This window comes from Pseudomonas sp. TE6288 (assembly GCF_054062095.1).
Window position 1 is genome coordinate 121,943 of sequence record NZ_JBSSEW010000004.1, and the last position, 13,774, is coordinate 135,716.

9 protein-coding genes are annotated in these 13,774 nt (G+C 67.7%); all 9 read left to right on the plus strand.

Going from position 1 to position 13,774, the window contains the following annotated elements; translation table 11 throughout:
* The first annotated feature begins 23 nt into the window (after positions 1 to 23).
* The 9 genes from ACVWY1_RS05380 (at position 24) to ACVWY1_RS05420 (ending at position 13,764) form a co-directional block, all read left to right on the plus strand.
* Positions 24 to 191: a DUF6026 family protein gene (locus ACVWY1_RS05380; RefSeq protein WP_219730232.1), complete on the plus strand. Its 168-nt coding sequence runs from the start codon at positions 24 to 26 to the stop codon at positions 189 to 191.
* A gap of 491 nt (positions 192 to 682) precedes the next feature.
* Complete coding sequence (gene glgA, locus ACVWY1_RS05385; RefSeq protein WP_102684443.1) at positions 683 to 2,242, plus strand: glycogen synthase GlgA; 1,560 nt, start codon at positions 683 to 685, stop codon at positions 2,240 to 2,242.
* A 14-nt stretch (positions 2,243 to 2,256) separates the two neighbouring features.
* A complete protein-coding gene (treZ, locus tag ACVWY1_RS05390) occupies positions 2,257 to 3,999 on the plus strand; it encodes a malto-oligosyltrehalose trehalohydrolase (RefSeq protein WP_277503376.1) in 1,743 nt (580 codons plus the stop codon).
* Positions 3,996 to 6,065 carry a 4-alpha-glucanotransferase gene (gene malQ / locus ACVWY1_RS05395; protein WP_277503375.1) on the plus strand — a complete coding sequence of 690 codons (2,070 nt, stop codon included), beginning with the start codon at positions 3,996 to 3,998 and terminating at the stop codon, positions 6,063 to 6,065. Before treZ ends, malQ begins: the two co-directional genes overlap by 4 nt.
* On the plus strand, positions 6,062 to 8,836 hold the full coding sequence (locus tag ACVWY1_RS05400; protein ID WP_277503374.1) for a malto-oligosyltrehalose synthase: 2,775 nt from the start codon (positions 6,062 to 6,064) through the stop codon (positions 8,834 to 8,836). Before malQ ends, ACVWY1_RS05400 begins: the two co-directional genes overlap by 4 nt.
* A 17-nt stretch (positions 8,837 to 8,853) precedes the next feature.
* Positions 8,854 to 9,123 carry a DUF2934 domain-containing protein gene (locus tag ACVWY1_RS05405; protein WP_277503373.1) on the plus strand — a complete coding sequence of 90 codons (270 nt, stop codon included), beginning with the start codon at positions 8,854 to 8,856 and terminating at the stop codon, positions 9,121 to 9,123.
* 143 nt (positions 9,124 to 9,266) lie between these two features.
* Positions 9,267 to 11,420: a glycogen debranching protein GlgX gene (gene glgX / locus ACVWY1_RS05410; RefSeq protein WP_277503372.1), complete on the plus strand. Its 2,154-nt coding sequence runs from the start codon at positions 9,267 to 9,269 to the stop codon at positions 11,418 to 11,420.
* A gap of 165 nt (positions 11,421 to 11,585) precedes the next feature.
* A complete protein-coding gene (locus tag ACVWY1_RS05415) occupies positions 11,586 to 12,368 on the plus strand; it encodes an endonuclease/exonuclease/phosphatase family protein (protein WP_102684449.1) in 783 nt (260 codons plus the stop codon).
* Between the two features lie 319 nt (positions 12,369 to 12,687).
* A complete protein-coding gene (locus tag ACVWY1_RS05420) occupies positions 12,688 to 13,764 on the plus strand; it encodes an autotransporter domain-containing protein (RefSeq protein ID WP_102684450.1) in 1,077 nt (358 codons plus the stop codon).
* The last annotated feature ends 10 nt before the right edge of the window (positions 13,765 to 13,774 follow it).

Here is a 13,774-nt window from a genome sequence, read left to right on the forward strand (position 1 = left end):
CACCAGCCATGCGAGGTGTGCCCATGGGAACCCTGATGCCTGCCACTCCCACCCAGACCCTCTATGTCACCGTGCGCCGCGATGAGCTGCGCCAGTTGAAGGATGAGCGCGATCACCTGCGCCAGCAGGTCGCCCAACTGAACCTGCTGCTCGAACAGGCCCGTTTGCAAGGCAAGGCCGCTGGCCTCTGACTCACCGCCCCTCTGCGTGGGAGCTGCCAGGCTCCCACCTCGCCTCAGCTTCCCTTCCTGATTACGTTGTGCCGCGTCTGTCGCGAATCCGCTGCGCCTACGCTGGCTAGCCTCATATTTTGCAACAACTCGCCAACGTTTGCGCGTCTAAACAGTCGCGACAAAAATGACCAACGGGTCACTTTCATGCCGCTTCGTCTCCTACACTCCAGATTCGGCCCGCGTTTTGCTCGGAAAAAGTGACGTAAAAAAGTCGAACTTTCCAAAACACGGGCAGGTCAGGACTTTAAGTAGGGCCGACGCAAAAGGACTGCCTGACGCCAGGCCCGCACACCCCAACCAGTCCATACGTCTTTCGGCGGGAATGCCGAGCGTGCCGTGCCTGCGCGCACGAATCTGGGGCAAGGAACGCACTACGAAGATGCAACAACGATCAGAGAGCAGACCCACGAGCCAACGCCAAGTAAACAGAACAAGGGACGGAGAGAAGTATGATCAGTGCCGCTGTCGAACCTCACGTAGAGTCATTCAACCCGGATAACCGCGAGCCGCTGCCATCGGCACTCGCCCCGACAGTCAAGGCACCCGGCGCGCAGCGCCAGCACAACCCGAACAAGCGCAAGATCCTGTTCGTCACCTCGGAGATCGCCGACCTGGTCAAGACCGGCGGCCTGGGCGACGTGTCCGCTGCCCTGCCCCGTGCCCTGGCGCACCTGCACGATGTGCGCGTGCTGATCCCCGGCTACCGCCAGGTGGTCGAGAGCGACAACCCCATTCACATCGTCGGCGAGCTGGGCGGCCACGCCGCGCTGCCGCCGTGCAAGATCGGCCGCATGGATCTGGCCGACGGCCTGGTGATCTATGTGCTGATCTGTCCCGAGCTGTACCAGCGCGACGGCACGCCCTACGGCGCCAATAACGGTCGCGACTGGCCCGACAACCACATCCGCTTCGCCCGCCTGGGCCTGGCCGCCGCGGAAATCGCCGCCGGCGAAGGCATGGCTCACTGGCGCCCCGACCTGGTGCACGCCCACGACTGGCCGGCCGGGCTGGCCCCGGCCTACATGCACTGGCGCGGCCTGAGCACCCCGACCTTGTTCACCATCCACAACCTGGCCTACCAGGGCGTGTACAGCCGCGGCTGCAGCCCGGAACTGGCGATCCCCGACCACGCCATGCAGCAGGAAGGCATGGAGTTCTACGGCAAGCTGTCGTTCCTCAAGGCGGGGCTTGCCTACGCCAGCCACATCACCACGGTCAGCGCCACCTATGCCCGGGAAATCACTACCCCCGAGTTCGGCTGCGGCCTGGATGGTTTCCTCGCCAGCAAGGCCCAGCAGGGACTGCTCGGCGGCATCCCCAACGGTATCGACGAAAGCTGGGACTCGGCCACCGACCAGCACCTGGACCACAACTTCAGCATCAACGACTGGGAGGGCAAGGCGCGCAATGCCGACCAGGTACGCGCGCTGTTCGGCCTGCAAGCAAGCGAGGGGCCGCTGTTCGCCGTGGTTTCGCGGTTGGTCTACCAGAAAGGCCTGGACCTGACCCTGGGGGTGGCCGACTACATCGTCGAACAAGGCGGCCAGATCGCCATCATCGGCCGTGGCGAACCGGAGGAAGAGCAGGCCATGCGCGAACTGGCCCTGCGTCACCCCGGCCGCATCGGCGTGCGCATCGGTTTCAACGAGACCGACGCCCGGCGCATGTTCGCAGGCAGCGACTTCCTGCTGATGCCGTCGCGCTACGAGCCCTGCGGCCTGAGCCAGATGTACGCCCAGCGCTTCGGCTCGCTGCCGGTGGCGCGCAACACCGGCGGGCTGGCCGACACCATCGAGAACGGCGTGACCGGTTTCCTGTTCAACGACTCCACCGAGGACAGCTATCGCGAAGCCCTGGGCCGCGCCTTCTATGTGTACGGCAAGAAGCACCTGCTCAATGCCATGCGCTGCCTGTCGATGACCCAGCCATTCAACTGGTGCCAGGCGGTGGAACCCTATGCGCGCCTGTACGAAGACCTGGTGAAGCAGACGCAGCACGCCCATTACTGAGCGGAGAGCCGACGATGCACAAGCATGGCGCACAGTTGCTGGACGCCACGTCGGCGCGCTTCGCCCTGTGGGCGCCGGATGCGCGCAGCGTGAGCGTGGCGATCGGCCAGCAGCCGCCCGTGGCACTGCTGCCCGACGACGATGGCTGGTACACAGGCGTCGCCCCCTGCCAGGCGGGCGAGCGCTATCAGTTCGTGATCGACGATGAACAGCGGGTGGCCGACCCGGCCTCGCGCTGCCAGCCCGAGGGCGTGCATGGGCCCAGCGAGCTGGTGGACATCAGCCGCTACCCGTGGCGCCACGCGTGGCAAGGCCGTCCGTGGCACGAGGCGGTGATCCAGGAGCTGCACGTGGGCCTGTTTGATGGCTACCACGGCGTGGCCCAGGTGCTGCCACGCCTGGCCGGGCTGGGCATCAGCGCCATCGAGCTGATGCCGCTGGGGCAGTTCCCCGGTGAGCGCAACTGGGGCTATGACGGCGTGCTGCCGTTTGCCCCCCAGCACAGCTATGGCCGCCCCCAGGACCTGTGCGCGCTGGTCGACGCCGCCCATGGCCAGCGCTTGATGGTACTGGTGGACGTGGTCTACAACCACTTCGGCCCGGACGGCAACTACCTGCACCGCTACGCCAGCCCGTTCTTCCGTGAAGACCGCCAGACACCGTGGGGCGCGGCCATCGACTTCCGCCGCGCCGAGGTGCGCGAGTTCTTCATCCAGAACGCCCTGATGTGGTTGTGCGACTACCGCTGCGACGGCCTGCGCCTGGACGCGGTGCACGCCATCGACCAGCCGGACTTTCTCGTCGAGCTGGCCCAGCGGGTACGCGCCACGGTCGAGCCTGGGCGGCAGGTCTGGCTGGTGCTGGAGAACGAGCACAATCAGGCCATGCTGCTCGAGCAAGGCTTCGACGCGCAGTGGAACGACGATGGCCACAACGCCCTGCACGTACTGCTGACAGGCGAAACCGAAGGCTACTACGCCGACTACAAGGACCGGCCGATCGACCAGCTGGCACGCTGCCTGGCCGAGGGTTTCGTGTTCCAGGGCCAGCCCGACCGCCACGGCAAGCCCCGCGGCGAGCCCAGCGGCCATCTGCCGCCCAGCGCCTTCGTGCTGTTCCTGCAAAACCACGACCAGGTCGGCAACCGCGCCCTGGGCGAACGGCTGTCCCGGCTCTGTCCGCCGCAGGCCCTGAAGGCCGCCACCACCCTGCTGCTGCTGGCACCGATGATCCCGCTGCTGTTCATGGGCGACGACGACGGCAGCCGCAAGCCGTTCCTGTTCTTCACCGACTTCCACGACGCGCTGGCCGACGCCGTGCGTGAAGGTCGCCGGGGTGAGTTCGCTCATTTCGAGGCCTTCGCCGACCCGCAGAAGCGCGAGCAGATACCCGACCCCAACGCCGAGGCCACCTTCGAGACCTCCAAACCTCGGCAACAGGAGGTACTGGCCGGCTGGCACGGCCTGTACCAGCAGTTGCTCGCACTGCGCAGGCGCCATGTCATCCCGCATCTGCCTGGCACCCGCGCCGAGGGCTGCGAGGTGCTCGGCGCCAAGGCGCTGACCGCCCGCTGGCGCCTGGGCGACGGCCAGCAGCTGCGCATCGACCTGAACCTCGATGCCCAACCCCAGCCGGTCACCTTGCCGGCACTGCCCCGCCGCCTGTTCGACAGCAGCGACAACGCCCACCCCGACTCTAGCCTCGCCGCGCACAGCTGCGTGGTGAGCCTGCTGCCCCCCGACCAGGAGACGCCATGAGCGCAGAGCCCCTTCACCGCCTGGCCGCCCGGGCAGGCCTGGCCCGCGACTGGATAGACGCCAATAACCGCCCGCAGCAGGTCAGCGATGACGTGCTGCGCCTGGTGCTCGCCGGCCTTGGCCACCCGGCCGGCAACGCCGCCGACATCGACGCCAGCCTGCGCGCCGTGGAGCAGGCCGAAGACAGCGAGCACCTGCCACCGCTGCTGACCGTGGACATCGACCAGCCCCTCGACCTGCAGCGTTACTTCAGCGCCGCCAGCCAGGTGCGCTGCAGCCTGGAAGACGGCAGCCAGCGCAGCCTGACCCTGGACGCCCAGGCGCGGCTGCCGGCCGGGTTGCCCCTGGGCTATCACCGCCTGGATATCGATGGCCGGACCTGCACCGTGGCCGTGGCACCGGCGCGTTGCCATGCCCTGCAAGACTGCGTGGAGCAACCCCCGCCCCGTTGCTGGGGCCTGGCCGTGCAGCTTTACAGCCTGCGGCGCCCCGGCGATGGCGGCTTTGGCGACTGCCTGGCACTGGAACAACTGGCACGCCACGCCGCCGAGCGCGGCGCCGATGCCCTGGCCATCAGCCCGATCCACACCCTGTCGGCCTTCGACCAGCACCACTACAGCCCCTATTCGCCCTCCAGCCGCCTGCTGCTCAATGTGCTCTATGCCAGCCCCGGCGTGGTCTTCGGCGAACGCGAAGTGCGCATGGCCATCGAGGCCTGTGGCCTGGAGGCGACCCTCGAAGCGCTGGAGCAGCATACGCTGGTGGAGTGGCCCAGGGCCGCCGAGGCCCGTCTGCGCCTGCTCGAAGCGCTCTACCGGCACTTCAGCCAGGGTGAGCACCCCTTGCGCGCGGACTTCGACAGTTTCCGCGCCAGTGCCGGCGAGCAACTGGAACACCACTGCCGCTTCGAAGTACTGCAGGCCGAAGCAGTGAGCAGCGGCCTGGGCGCGGACTGGCGCAACTGGCCCAAGGCCTGGCACAACCCCTACGACCCCGAGGTCGAGGCCTTCGCCAACGCCTACCCGGCCCGGGTCGAGTTCCATGCCTTCTGCCAGTGGCTGGCCGAGCGCAGCCTGCAACGGGCCCAGGACGCGGCGCGCGGCAACGGCATGGCCGTGGGCCTGATCGCCGACCTGGCAGTGGGCGCCGACGGTGCCGGCAGCCAGGCCTGGAGCCGCCAGGACGAACTGCTGGCCGAACTCAACGTCGGCGCCCCGCCCGATATCCTCAACCGCGCCGGGCAAGACTGGGGCATCTGCGCGTTCTCTCCCGAAGGCCTGCGGCGCAACGGCTACCGCGCCTTCATCGAAATGCTGCGGGCCAACCTGGCCCATGCCGGCGGCCTGCGCATCGATCATGTGATGGGCCTGCGCCGCCTGTGGCTGATCCCCCGTGGTGCCCGGCCCAGCGAAGGCGCCTACCTGAATTACCCGCTGGACGACCTGCTGCGCCTGCTGGCGCTGGAGTCGGCGCGACACCAGGCGATCATCCTTGGCGAGGACCTGGGCACCGTGCCCGAGGGCCTGCGCGAGCGCCTGGCCGACAAGGCCGTGCTGGGCATGCGCGTGCTGCCGTTCGAGCAGCAGCCGCCCGGGCGCTTCACGCCGATCCTCGACTGGCCGGACAACGCCCTGGCCACCACCGGCACCCATGACCTGGCCCCACTCGCCGGCTGGCTGGCGAACCGTGACATCGACTGGAGCCATCGCCTGCAACTGATCGACGCCGCCACAGAGCTGCACTGGCGCCATACCCGGGCCCTGGAGCGCGACGGCCTGCGCCGAACCCTGGAGCAGAACTACGGGCCACTGCGCGACGATTCGGCGCTGATCGACGCGGCGATCCGCTATGTCGGCCATACCCGCGCACCGCTGGTGCTGGTGCCGCTGGAGGACCTGCTGGGCAGCGACGAGCAACCCAACCTGCCCGGCACCACCACCGGTCATCCCAACTGGCGCCGCCGCTTCAAGGCGCCGGTACGCGAACTGCTGGACGACGAGGACGCCGCCCGGCGCCTGGAACTGCTGGCCCAGGCCCGCGAACAAGCCTGGGAGCGTGACCGATGAAACCCTTGACCGCCACTCTGCGCCTGCAACTGCACAGCGACTTCACCCTCGACCACGCGGTACCGCTGGTGCCTTATTTCGCCCGGCTGGGTATCAGCCACCTTTACGCCTCGCCCATCCTCACCGCCCGCGCAGGCTCGCGCCACGGCTATGACGTGGTCGACCCGACCCGGGTCAGTCCCGAACTCGGCGGCGAGGCGGCGCTCGAACGCCTGGTGGCCGCCTTGCGCCAGCATGGCATGGGGCTGATCGTCGACACTGTGTCCAACCACATGGCCGTGGGCGGCGCCGACAACCCGTGGTGGCAGAGCCTGCTGGCCTGGGGCCGGCGCAGCCCCTACGCGGAATTCTTCGATATCCAGTGGCATTCCAGCGACCCGTTGCTGGCCGGGCAACTGTTGCTGCCGTTTCTCGGCAGCGACTATGGCGCCGCCCTGCACAACGGCGAGATCCCGCTGACCTTCGATGCGCAGCACGGGCGCTTCGAAGTCGCCCACCATGAGCACCGTTTCCCGATCTGCCCACTGGACTACCCACGCATCCTCGGCCAGGCCGAGGACCCGCGCCTGCAAACACTGGCCGCGCACTTCAGCGCCCTCGGCGAGGCGGCCGACCCTCTGGCCGCGGCCCAGCCGCTACACCGCGAACTGGCGCGCCTGGCCGCCGCCGGCGCGGATCCGCAATCGGCCCTCGCCGCCTTCGACAGCCGCGGCGAAGCAGGCTTCAAGCGCCTGCACCTGCTGCTCGAGCGCCAGACCTACCGCCTGGCCAGCTGGCGCACCGCCGCCGACGACATCAACTGGCGGCGCTTCTTCGACATCAACGAACTCGGCGGCCTGCGCGTGGAGCGTGCCGTGGTGTTCGAGGCCACCCACGCCAAGCTGTTCGAGCTGATCCAGCGCGGCCTGGTCGATGGCCTGCGCATCGACCACATCGACGGCCTCGCCGATCCGCGCCGCTACTGCCGCAACCTGCGCCGCCGGGTAGATTCACTGCTGGCTCGACGCCCCGTCGATGCCGCGCTGGCGCACTTCCCGATCTACGTGGAAAAGATCCTCGGCGCGGGCGAACACCTGCACCGCGACTGGCTCACCGACGGCACCACCGGCTACGAGTTCATGAACCAGGTGTCGCTGCTGCAGCACGACCCTGCGGGCCAGCCCGCCTTGGACGAACTATGGCGCAACACCAGCGAGCGTCCCGATTTCCCCGAGGAGGTGCGCATCGCCCGGCACCTGGTACTCAACGCCAGCCTGGCCGGCGACTGCGAGTCGGTGGCCCAGGCCCTGCTGCAGGTGGCCCGCGACGACCTGATGACCCGCGACCTCACCCTCGGCGCCATTCGCCGGGCGCTGCAGGCGCTGGTCGAGCACTACCCGGTGTACCGCACCTACATCAATGCCTGCGGCCGGCCCGCCGAGGACGAGGCGTTCTTCCAGCAGGCGCTGGCCGGGGCGCGCCAGTCGCTGGGGGAGGCCGACTGGCCGCTGCTCGGTCAGCTCGAACGCTGGCTCGGCGGCCAACCCTGGCGGCACCTGCCGCCGGGCCGGCCGCGCAAGCACCTGCGCCACGCCTGCGTGCGCTTCCAGCAACTGACCGCTCCCAGCGCCGCCAAGGCCGTGGAGGACACCGCCTTCTATCGATCCGCCCGGCTGCTGTCGCGCAACGACGTGGGCTTCGACGCCGAGCGTTTCGGTGCCGATACGGCCTGGTTCCACAATGAAGCCCAGCGCCGCCTGCGCGACTTTCCCGACAACCTGCTGGCCACCGCCACCCACGACCACAAACGCGGCGAGGACTGCCGCGCGCGGCTGGCCGTGCTCAGCGAACGCGCGCCCTGGCTGGCCAGCCGTGTCGAGCACTGGCGCGAGCTTGCCGCGCCGTTGCGTGAGGAACTGGACGATGGGCGGGCGCCAAGCCCCGGCGACGAGCTGCTGCTGTTGCAGACGCTGCTCGGCAGCTGGCCGCTGGACCTCGACCTGCATGACCCGCAAGCCCTGAAACGCTACGCCGAACGCCTTCGCCAATGGCAATGCAAGGCCCTGCGCGAAGCCAAGCTGCGCAGTAGCTGGGCGGCCCCCAACGAACGCTACGAGCGTGCTTGCGCGGCCTACGTCGACGGCCTGCTGCTGGACGGGGAAAACCAGCAGCTGCGCCAGTCCCTGCATGAGACCGCGCAGCGCCTGGCCTGCCCCGGCGCCTTGAACGGCCTGGCGCAGTGCCTGCTGCGCATGACCACCCCCGGCGTGCCGGACCTGTACCAGGGCAACGAGTACTGGGACCTCTCGCTGGTCGACCCGGACAACCGCCGCCCGGTGGACTACCCGGCCAGGCGCGCCAGCCTCGACGACGGCACGCCACTCGCCGAGCTGCTCGCCCACTGGCGCGATGGCCGCATCAAGCAGGCCCTGGTGGCCCGCGTGCTGGACGCCCGCCAGGCCCATCCCGAGCTGTTCCAGCGCGGCGCCTATCTGCCACTGACCGCGCAGGGCCGCCACGCCGACCAGGTGCTGGCCTTTGCCCGCCTGGGCCAGGGCGAACGCGCCATCATTGTCGTGCCACGGTTGGCCAGCGCCCTGCTGGGCCCGGCCGCCACCCCGTTGATCCCGGCACAGAACTGGGACGATACCCGGCTTGTACTGCCGTTTGCCTTGTCGCCTGCCAACTGTTCGGGACTTTTCGGCGGCGGTGCTGTCACCCCTTCAAGGGAGCTGATGTTGAGCACCGTGCTGGCAGAGTTTCCGGTCAATGTGTTGATTGATCATGCCTAACTGTATTCAGGAGCGTCGTGATGAGTGTCGATGAAAAGCGTATTCGCGAGTTCGCGTATCAGATCTGGGAGTCGGAGGGTAAGCCCGAGGGGCGCGAGGCGGAGCATTGGGACAAGGCGCGCAAGCTGGCCGAGGCCGAGGCGCTGGCCCCCAAGGCGCCACCACGCAAGAAGGCAGCGGCCAAGCCCAAGCCACCGGCTGACCCCAAGGTGGCGGCGTTGCCGGGCGTGAAGCCGGCTGCGGCGGCTAAAAAACCGCGTGCGGCGAAGAAACCTGCCGCTGGTTGAGCCTTTTGCAAGCCTGTACCGGCCTTATCGCGGGGCAAGTCGCATCGGCGCACCGCCGCTCCCACGCCTCAGTCACTGAGTGCACGTGGGTGTGAGCGGGCTTGCCTCGCGATAGCCCCTCCCCCCGGACCATGAGGACCGCCATGAGCCCCCGCACCCCGAAGAAAACCCGCTCCGTCGCCCCGTCGCGCATTCGCGAAGGCCTGCCCTTCCCCCTCGGCGCCACCTGGGACGGCCTTGGGGTCAACTTCGCCCTGTTCTCGGCCAACGCCACCAAGGTCGAGCTGTGCCTGTTCGACGCCACGGGCGAGACCGAAATCGAGCGCATCGAGCTGCCCGAGTACACCGACGAGATCTACCACGGCTACCTGCCCGACGCCCACCCGGGCCTGGTCTACGGCTACCGGGTACACGGCCCCTACGAGCCCGAGAACGGCCACCGCTTCAACCCCAACAAGCTGCTGATCGACCCCTACGCCAAGCAATTGGTGGGCACGCTGAAATGGTCCGAGGCACTGTTCGGCTACACCATCGGCCACCCCGACGGCGACCTGTCGTTCGACGAGCGTGACAGCGCGGCGTTCGTGCCCAAGTGCAAGGTCATCGACCCGGCCTTCACCTGGGGCCGCGACCAGCGCGTGTCGATCCCGTGGGAGCGCACCATCCTCTACGAGGCCCACACCCGCGGCATCAGCATGCGCCACCCGGCGGTGCCCGAGCACCTGCGCGGCACCTTCGCAGGCCTGGCCAACGACGAGCTGCTGGGCCATATCAAGGAGCTGGGCGTGTCGAGCATCGAGCTGCTGCCGATCCACGCCTTCGTCAACGACCAGCACCTGCTGGACAAGGGCCTGAACAACTATTGGGGCTACAACAGCATCGCCTTCTTCGCCCCCCACCCGCGCTACCTGGCCAGCGGCAAGATCGCCGAGTTCAAGGAGATGGTCGCGCACCTGCACGACGCAGGCCTGGAGGTGATCCTCGACGTGGTCTACAACCACACCGCCGAAGGCAACGAGCGCGGCCCGACGCTGTCGATGCGCGGTATCGACAACGCCTCGTACTACCGCCTGATGCCTGACGACAAGCGCTTCTACATCAACGACTCCGGCACCGGCAACACTCTCGACCTGAGCCACCCCTGCGTGCTGCAGCTGGTCACCGACTCGTTGCGCTACTGGGCCGGCGAGATGCATGTCGACGGTTTCCGCTTCGACCTGGCGACCATTCTCGGCCGCTACCACGACGGCTACAGCGAGCGCCACGGCTTCCTCGTGGCCTGCCGCCAGGACCCGATGCTTAGCCAGGTCAAGCTGATCGCCGAGCCCTGGGACTGTGGCCCAGGCGGCTACCAGGTGGGCAATTTCGCCCCGGGCTGGGCGGAATGGAACGACCGCTTCCGCGACACCGTGCGCAGCTTCTGGAAAGGCGATGAAGGCATGCTCGCCGACTTTGCCGCGCGCATCACCGCCTCGGGCGACCTGTTCAACAACCGCGGCCGGCGCCCCTACGCCTCGGTCAACTTCGTCACCGCCCACGACGGCTTCACCCTGCGCGACCTGGTGTCGTACAACGACAAGCACAACGAGGACAACGACGAGAACAACCAGGACGGCACCGACAACAACCTGTCGTGGAACTGCGGCGTCGAAGGCCCCACCGACGACCCGGCGATCAACGCCCTGCGCATGCGCCAGATGCGCAACTACTTCGCCACCCTGCTGCTGGCCCAGGGCACGCCGATGATCGTCGCCGGCGACGAGTTCAGCCGCACCCAGCACGGCAACAACAACGCCTACTGCCAGGACAGCGAGATCGGCTGGGTGAACTGGGACCTGGACGAGGACGGCCAGGCGCTGATGGCCTTCGTCAAGCGCCTGACCCGGCTGCGCCTGGCCTATCCGATCCTGCGCCGCTCGCGCTTCCTGGTCGGCGACTACAACGAGGCGATCGGGGTCAAGGACGTCACCTGGCTGGCCCCGGACGCCAGCGAGATGACCGTCGAGCAGTGGGAAGATCCGCACGGGCGTTGCCTGGGCATGCTGATGGATGGCCGCGCCCAGATCAGCGGCATCGCCCGGCCCGGCGCCGAGGCGACCATGCTGCTGATCGTCAACGCCTACCACGACGTGGTGCCCTTCACCCTGCCGGCGGTGCCGGAGGGCGACTACTGGAGCTGCCTGGTCGACACCGACCGGCCCGAGCTGCGCAAGGCGCAGCATCTGGCGTTCGATACGGTGTTCGAGGTCAAGGGGCGGTCGTTGCTGCTGATGGTGTTGCAGCGGGAGGAGGACTGAACCTGCAATGGGCCTTTTAGGTCCTACACTGTAGCTTTGATCGCCAACGCTGCCCCCTGTAGGAGCGGCTTTAGCCGCGATCCAGACGCCGCGATGCAGGGCACCCGCTTCGCGGGTGATCGCGGATGAATCCGCTCCTACAGGGACGTGTCAACAGGAGCCGTCGTGAGCAGTCCAGGTTTCGCCAGCGTCAGCCAGGCCCCGGCCGTGCACCGGGTGAAGGTGCTGACGGTCAACACCCACAAGGGCTTCACCGCCTTCAACCGACGCTTCATCCTGCCGGAGCTGCGCGAGGCGGTGCGCAGCACCGGGGCCGATGTCGTGTTCCTCCAGGAGGTGCTCGGCAGCCACGACCGCCACGCCGCGCGCTACCCCGGCTGGCCCCAGACTTCGCAGTACGAATTCCTCGCCGACAGCATGTGGAGCGACTTCGCCTACGGCCGCAACGCGGTCTACCCCGACGGCCACCACGGCAACGCGCTGCTGTCCAAATACCCGATCATCGAGCACCGCAACCTCGACGTGTCGATCACCGGCCCCGAGCGCCGCGGCCTGTTGCACTGCGTACTGGACGTCCCCGGCCAGCAGCAGGTGCATGCCATCTGCGTGCACCTGTCATTGCTCGAGCGGCACCGGCAGCAGCAGCTGCACCTGCTGCGCCAGTTGCTCGACGCCCTGCCCGCCGACGCCCCGGTGATCATCGCCGGCGACTTCAACGACTGGCGGCTGCGCGGCAACCGCACCCTGCGCCTGCACCGCGACCTGCACGAGGCCTTCGAGCGCCATCATGGCTTGCTCGCCCGCACCTACCCCGCCCGCCTGCCCCTGTTGCGCCTGGACCGCGTGTACCTGCGCAATGCCGACAGCCACGCGCCGAGAATCCTCGGCAACAAGCCCTGGACCCACCTGTCCGATCACTTGCCGCTGGCGGTGGAGGTACGCTTGTAGCAACGATTCGGCATAGCGGCGTGGCGGCAAATCACCATTGTCGATATGCGTGAATCAATTTCCAATTGATTCAATAACTTGTGTATCCAAACAGGCATTTCGCGATCATTTCACGCTTTCTTGACGCAAGCGCCGTCCTCTCCTTAGCTGAACAGTAATCACCAGATGGAAAATCTCGTGCCGGGCCTCTAGCTCGCGCCCTCGTGCGCGTTCCAAGAGGCTGGCGCGCTGGTTTGGGTCGCCCCTGTTCTTGTCGTACAGCTCGTGACATCAGGCCAGGTATCGGGCTGTTCACTTCACACACAACAGGAGATCCGCCATGAAAAGCACCTCGAATCCCTCGCGCTTCGACGCTTTTTTCTGTGCGGTTTCCACGTCGCTGCTCCTGGCAACCCCGGTGGAAACCTTCGCGTTCGAACTGCAGGAGGGCGAGCCCTTCGCCCCCTTCCTGGCGCAACCCGAGGTGCCGCGACTATCGCTCGATCCAGTCAGCGCCAGCGGCCTGAGCCAGGGCATGCTCAGCGCCTTTTCCGAGCGCATGGGTGAGCGCCACGGCCAGCCCGACAGCGATCATATTGCCAGCCAGTGGGCGCAGTTCTTCCCCGGCGCGCCGCGCCCGGGCGCCCAGCCACCGGCGCAGGTGGAGGCGCCGAGCCAGCAGATGATGATCGGCCCGGACCTGTTCGTGCGTGAAACCAGCGCCGGCAACGTGCACCGCGCCGGCATCTTCGTCGGCCACAACAACCTGCAGAGCAGCTTCAATGGCATGCGCCCGCTGCTCGGCGACAAGCAGCGCGACGCGGTCAACCTCAGCGGCGAGAGCCTGGGCGTGTACTGGAGCATGACCCACGAACAGGGCTGGCACGTGGACGCTGTGGCCATGGGCACGCGCATCGACGTCAACGGCCGTTCCCAGGCCGGCCAGCGCCTTGACGACAGTGGCCACGCGATGACCTTCTCGGTGGAGGGCGGCTACCCCATTGGCCTGGGCGCCGGCTGGGTGATCGAGCCCCAGGCGCAGTTGATCAACCAGCAGTTCTTCCCCGGCAGCCAGGTGCAGGAAGAGACCCTGCAGGCCTTTGACAGCCAACCCAGCTGGAGCGGCCGGGTCGGCGCCAAGCTGTCGGCGCGCTACGAGGTGCGTGGCATGCCCATCGAACCCTATGTGCGCACCAACGTCTGGTACGACTTCAGCAACGCCGACCCGGTGAAGCTGGACCAGGTGGACAAGATCTCCAGCTCGCGCAGCGCCGCCACAGTGGAACTGGGGTTGGGCCTGGTGGCCCGGGTGACGCCGAACGTGGCGCTGTTCGTCAGCGCCGACTACAGCTCCGATGTGGATGACAATGACCTCAATGGGCTGATCGGCAGCCTGGGGGTCAGGATGCGCTGGTAAGCAGGCTCGG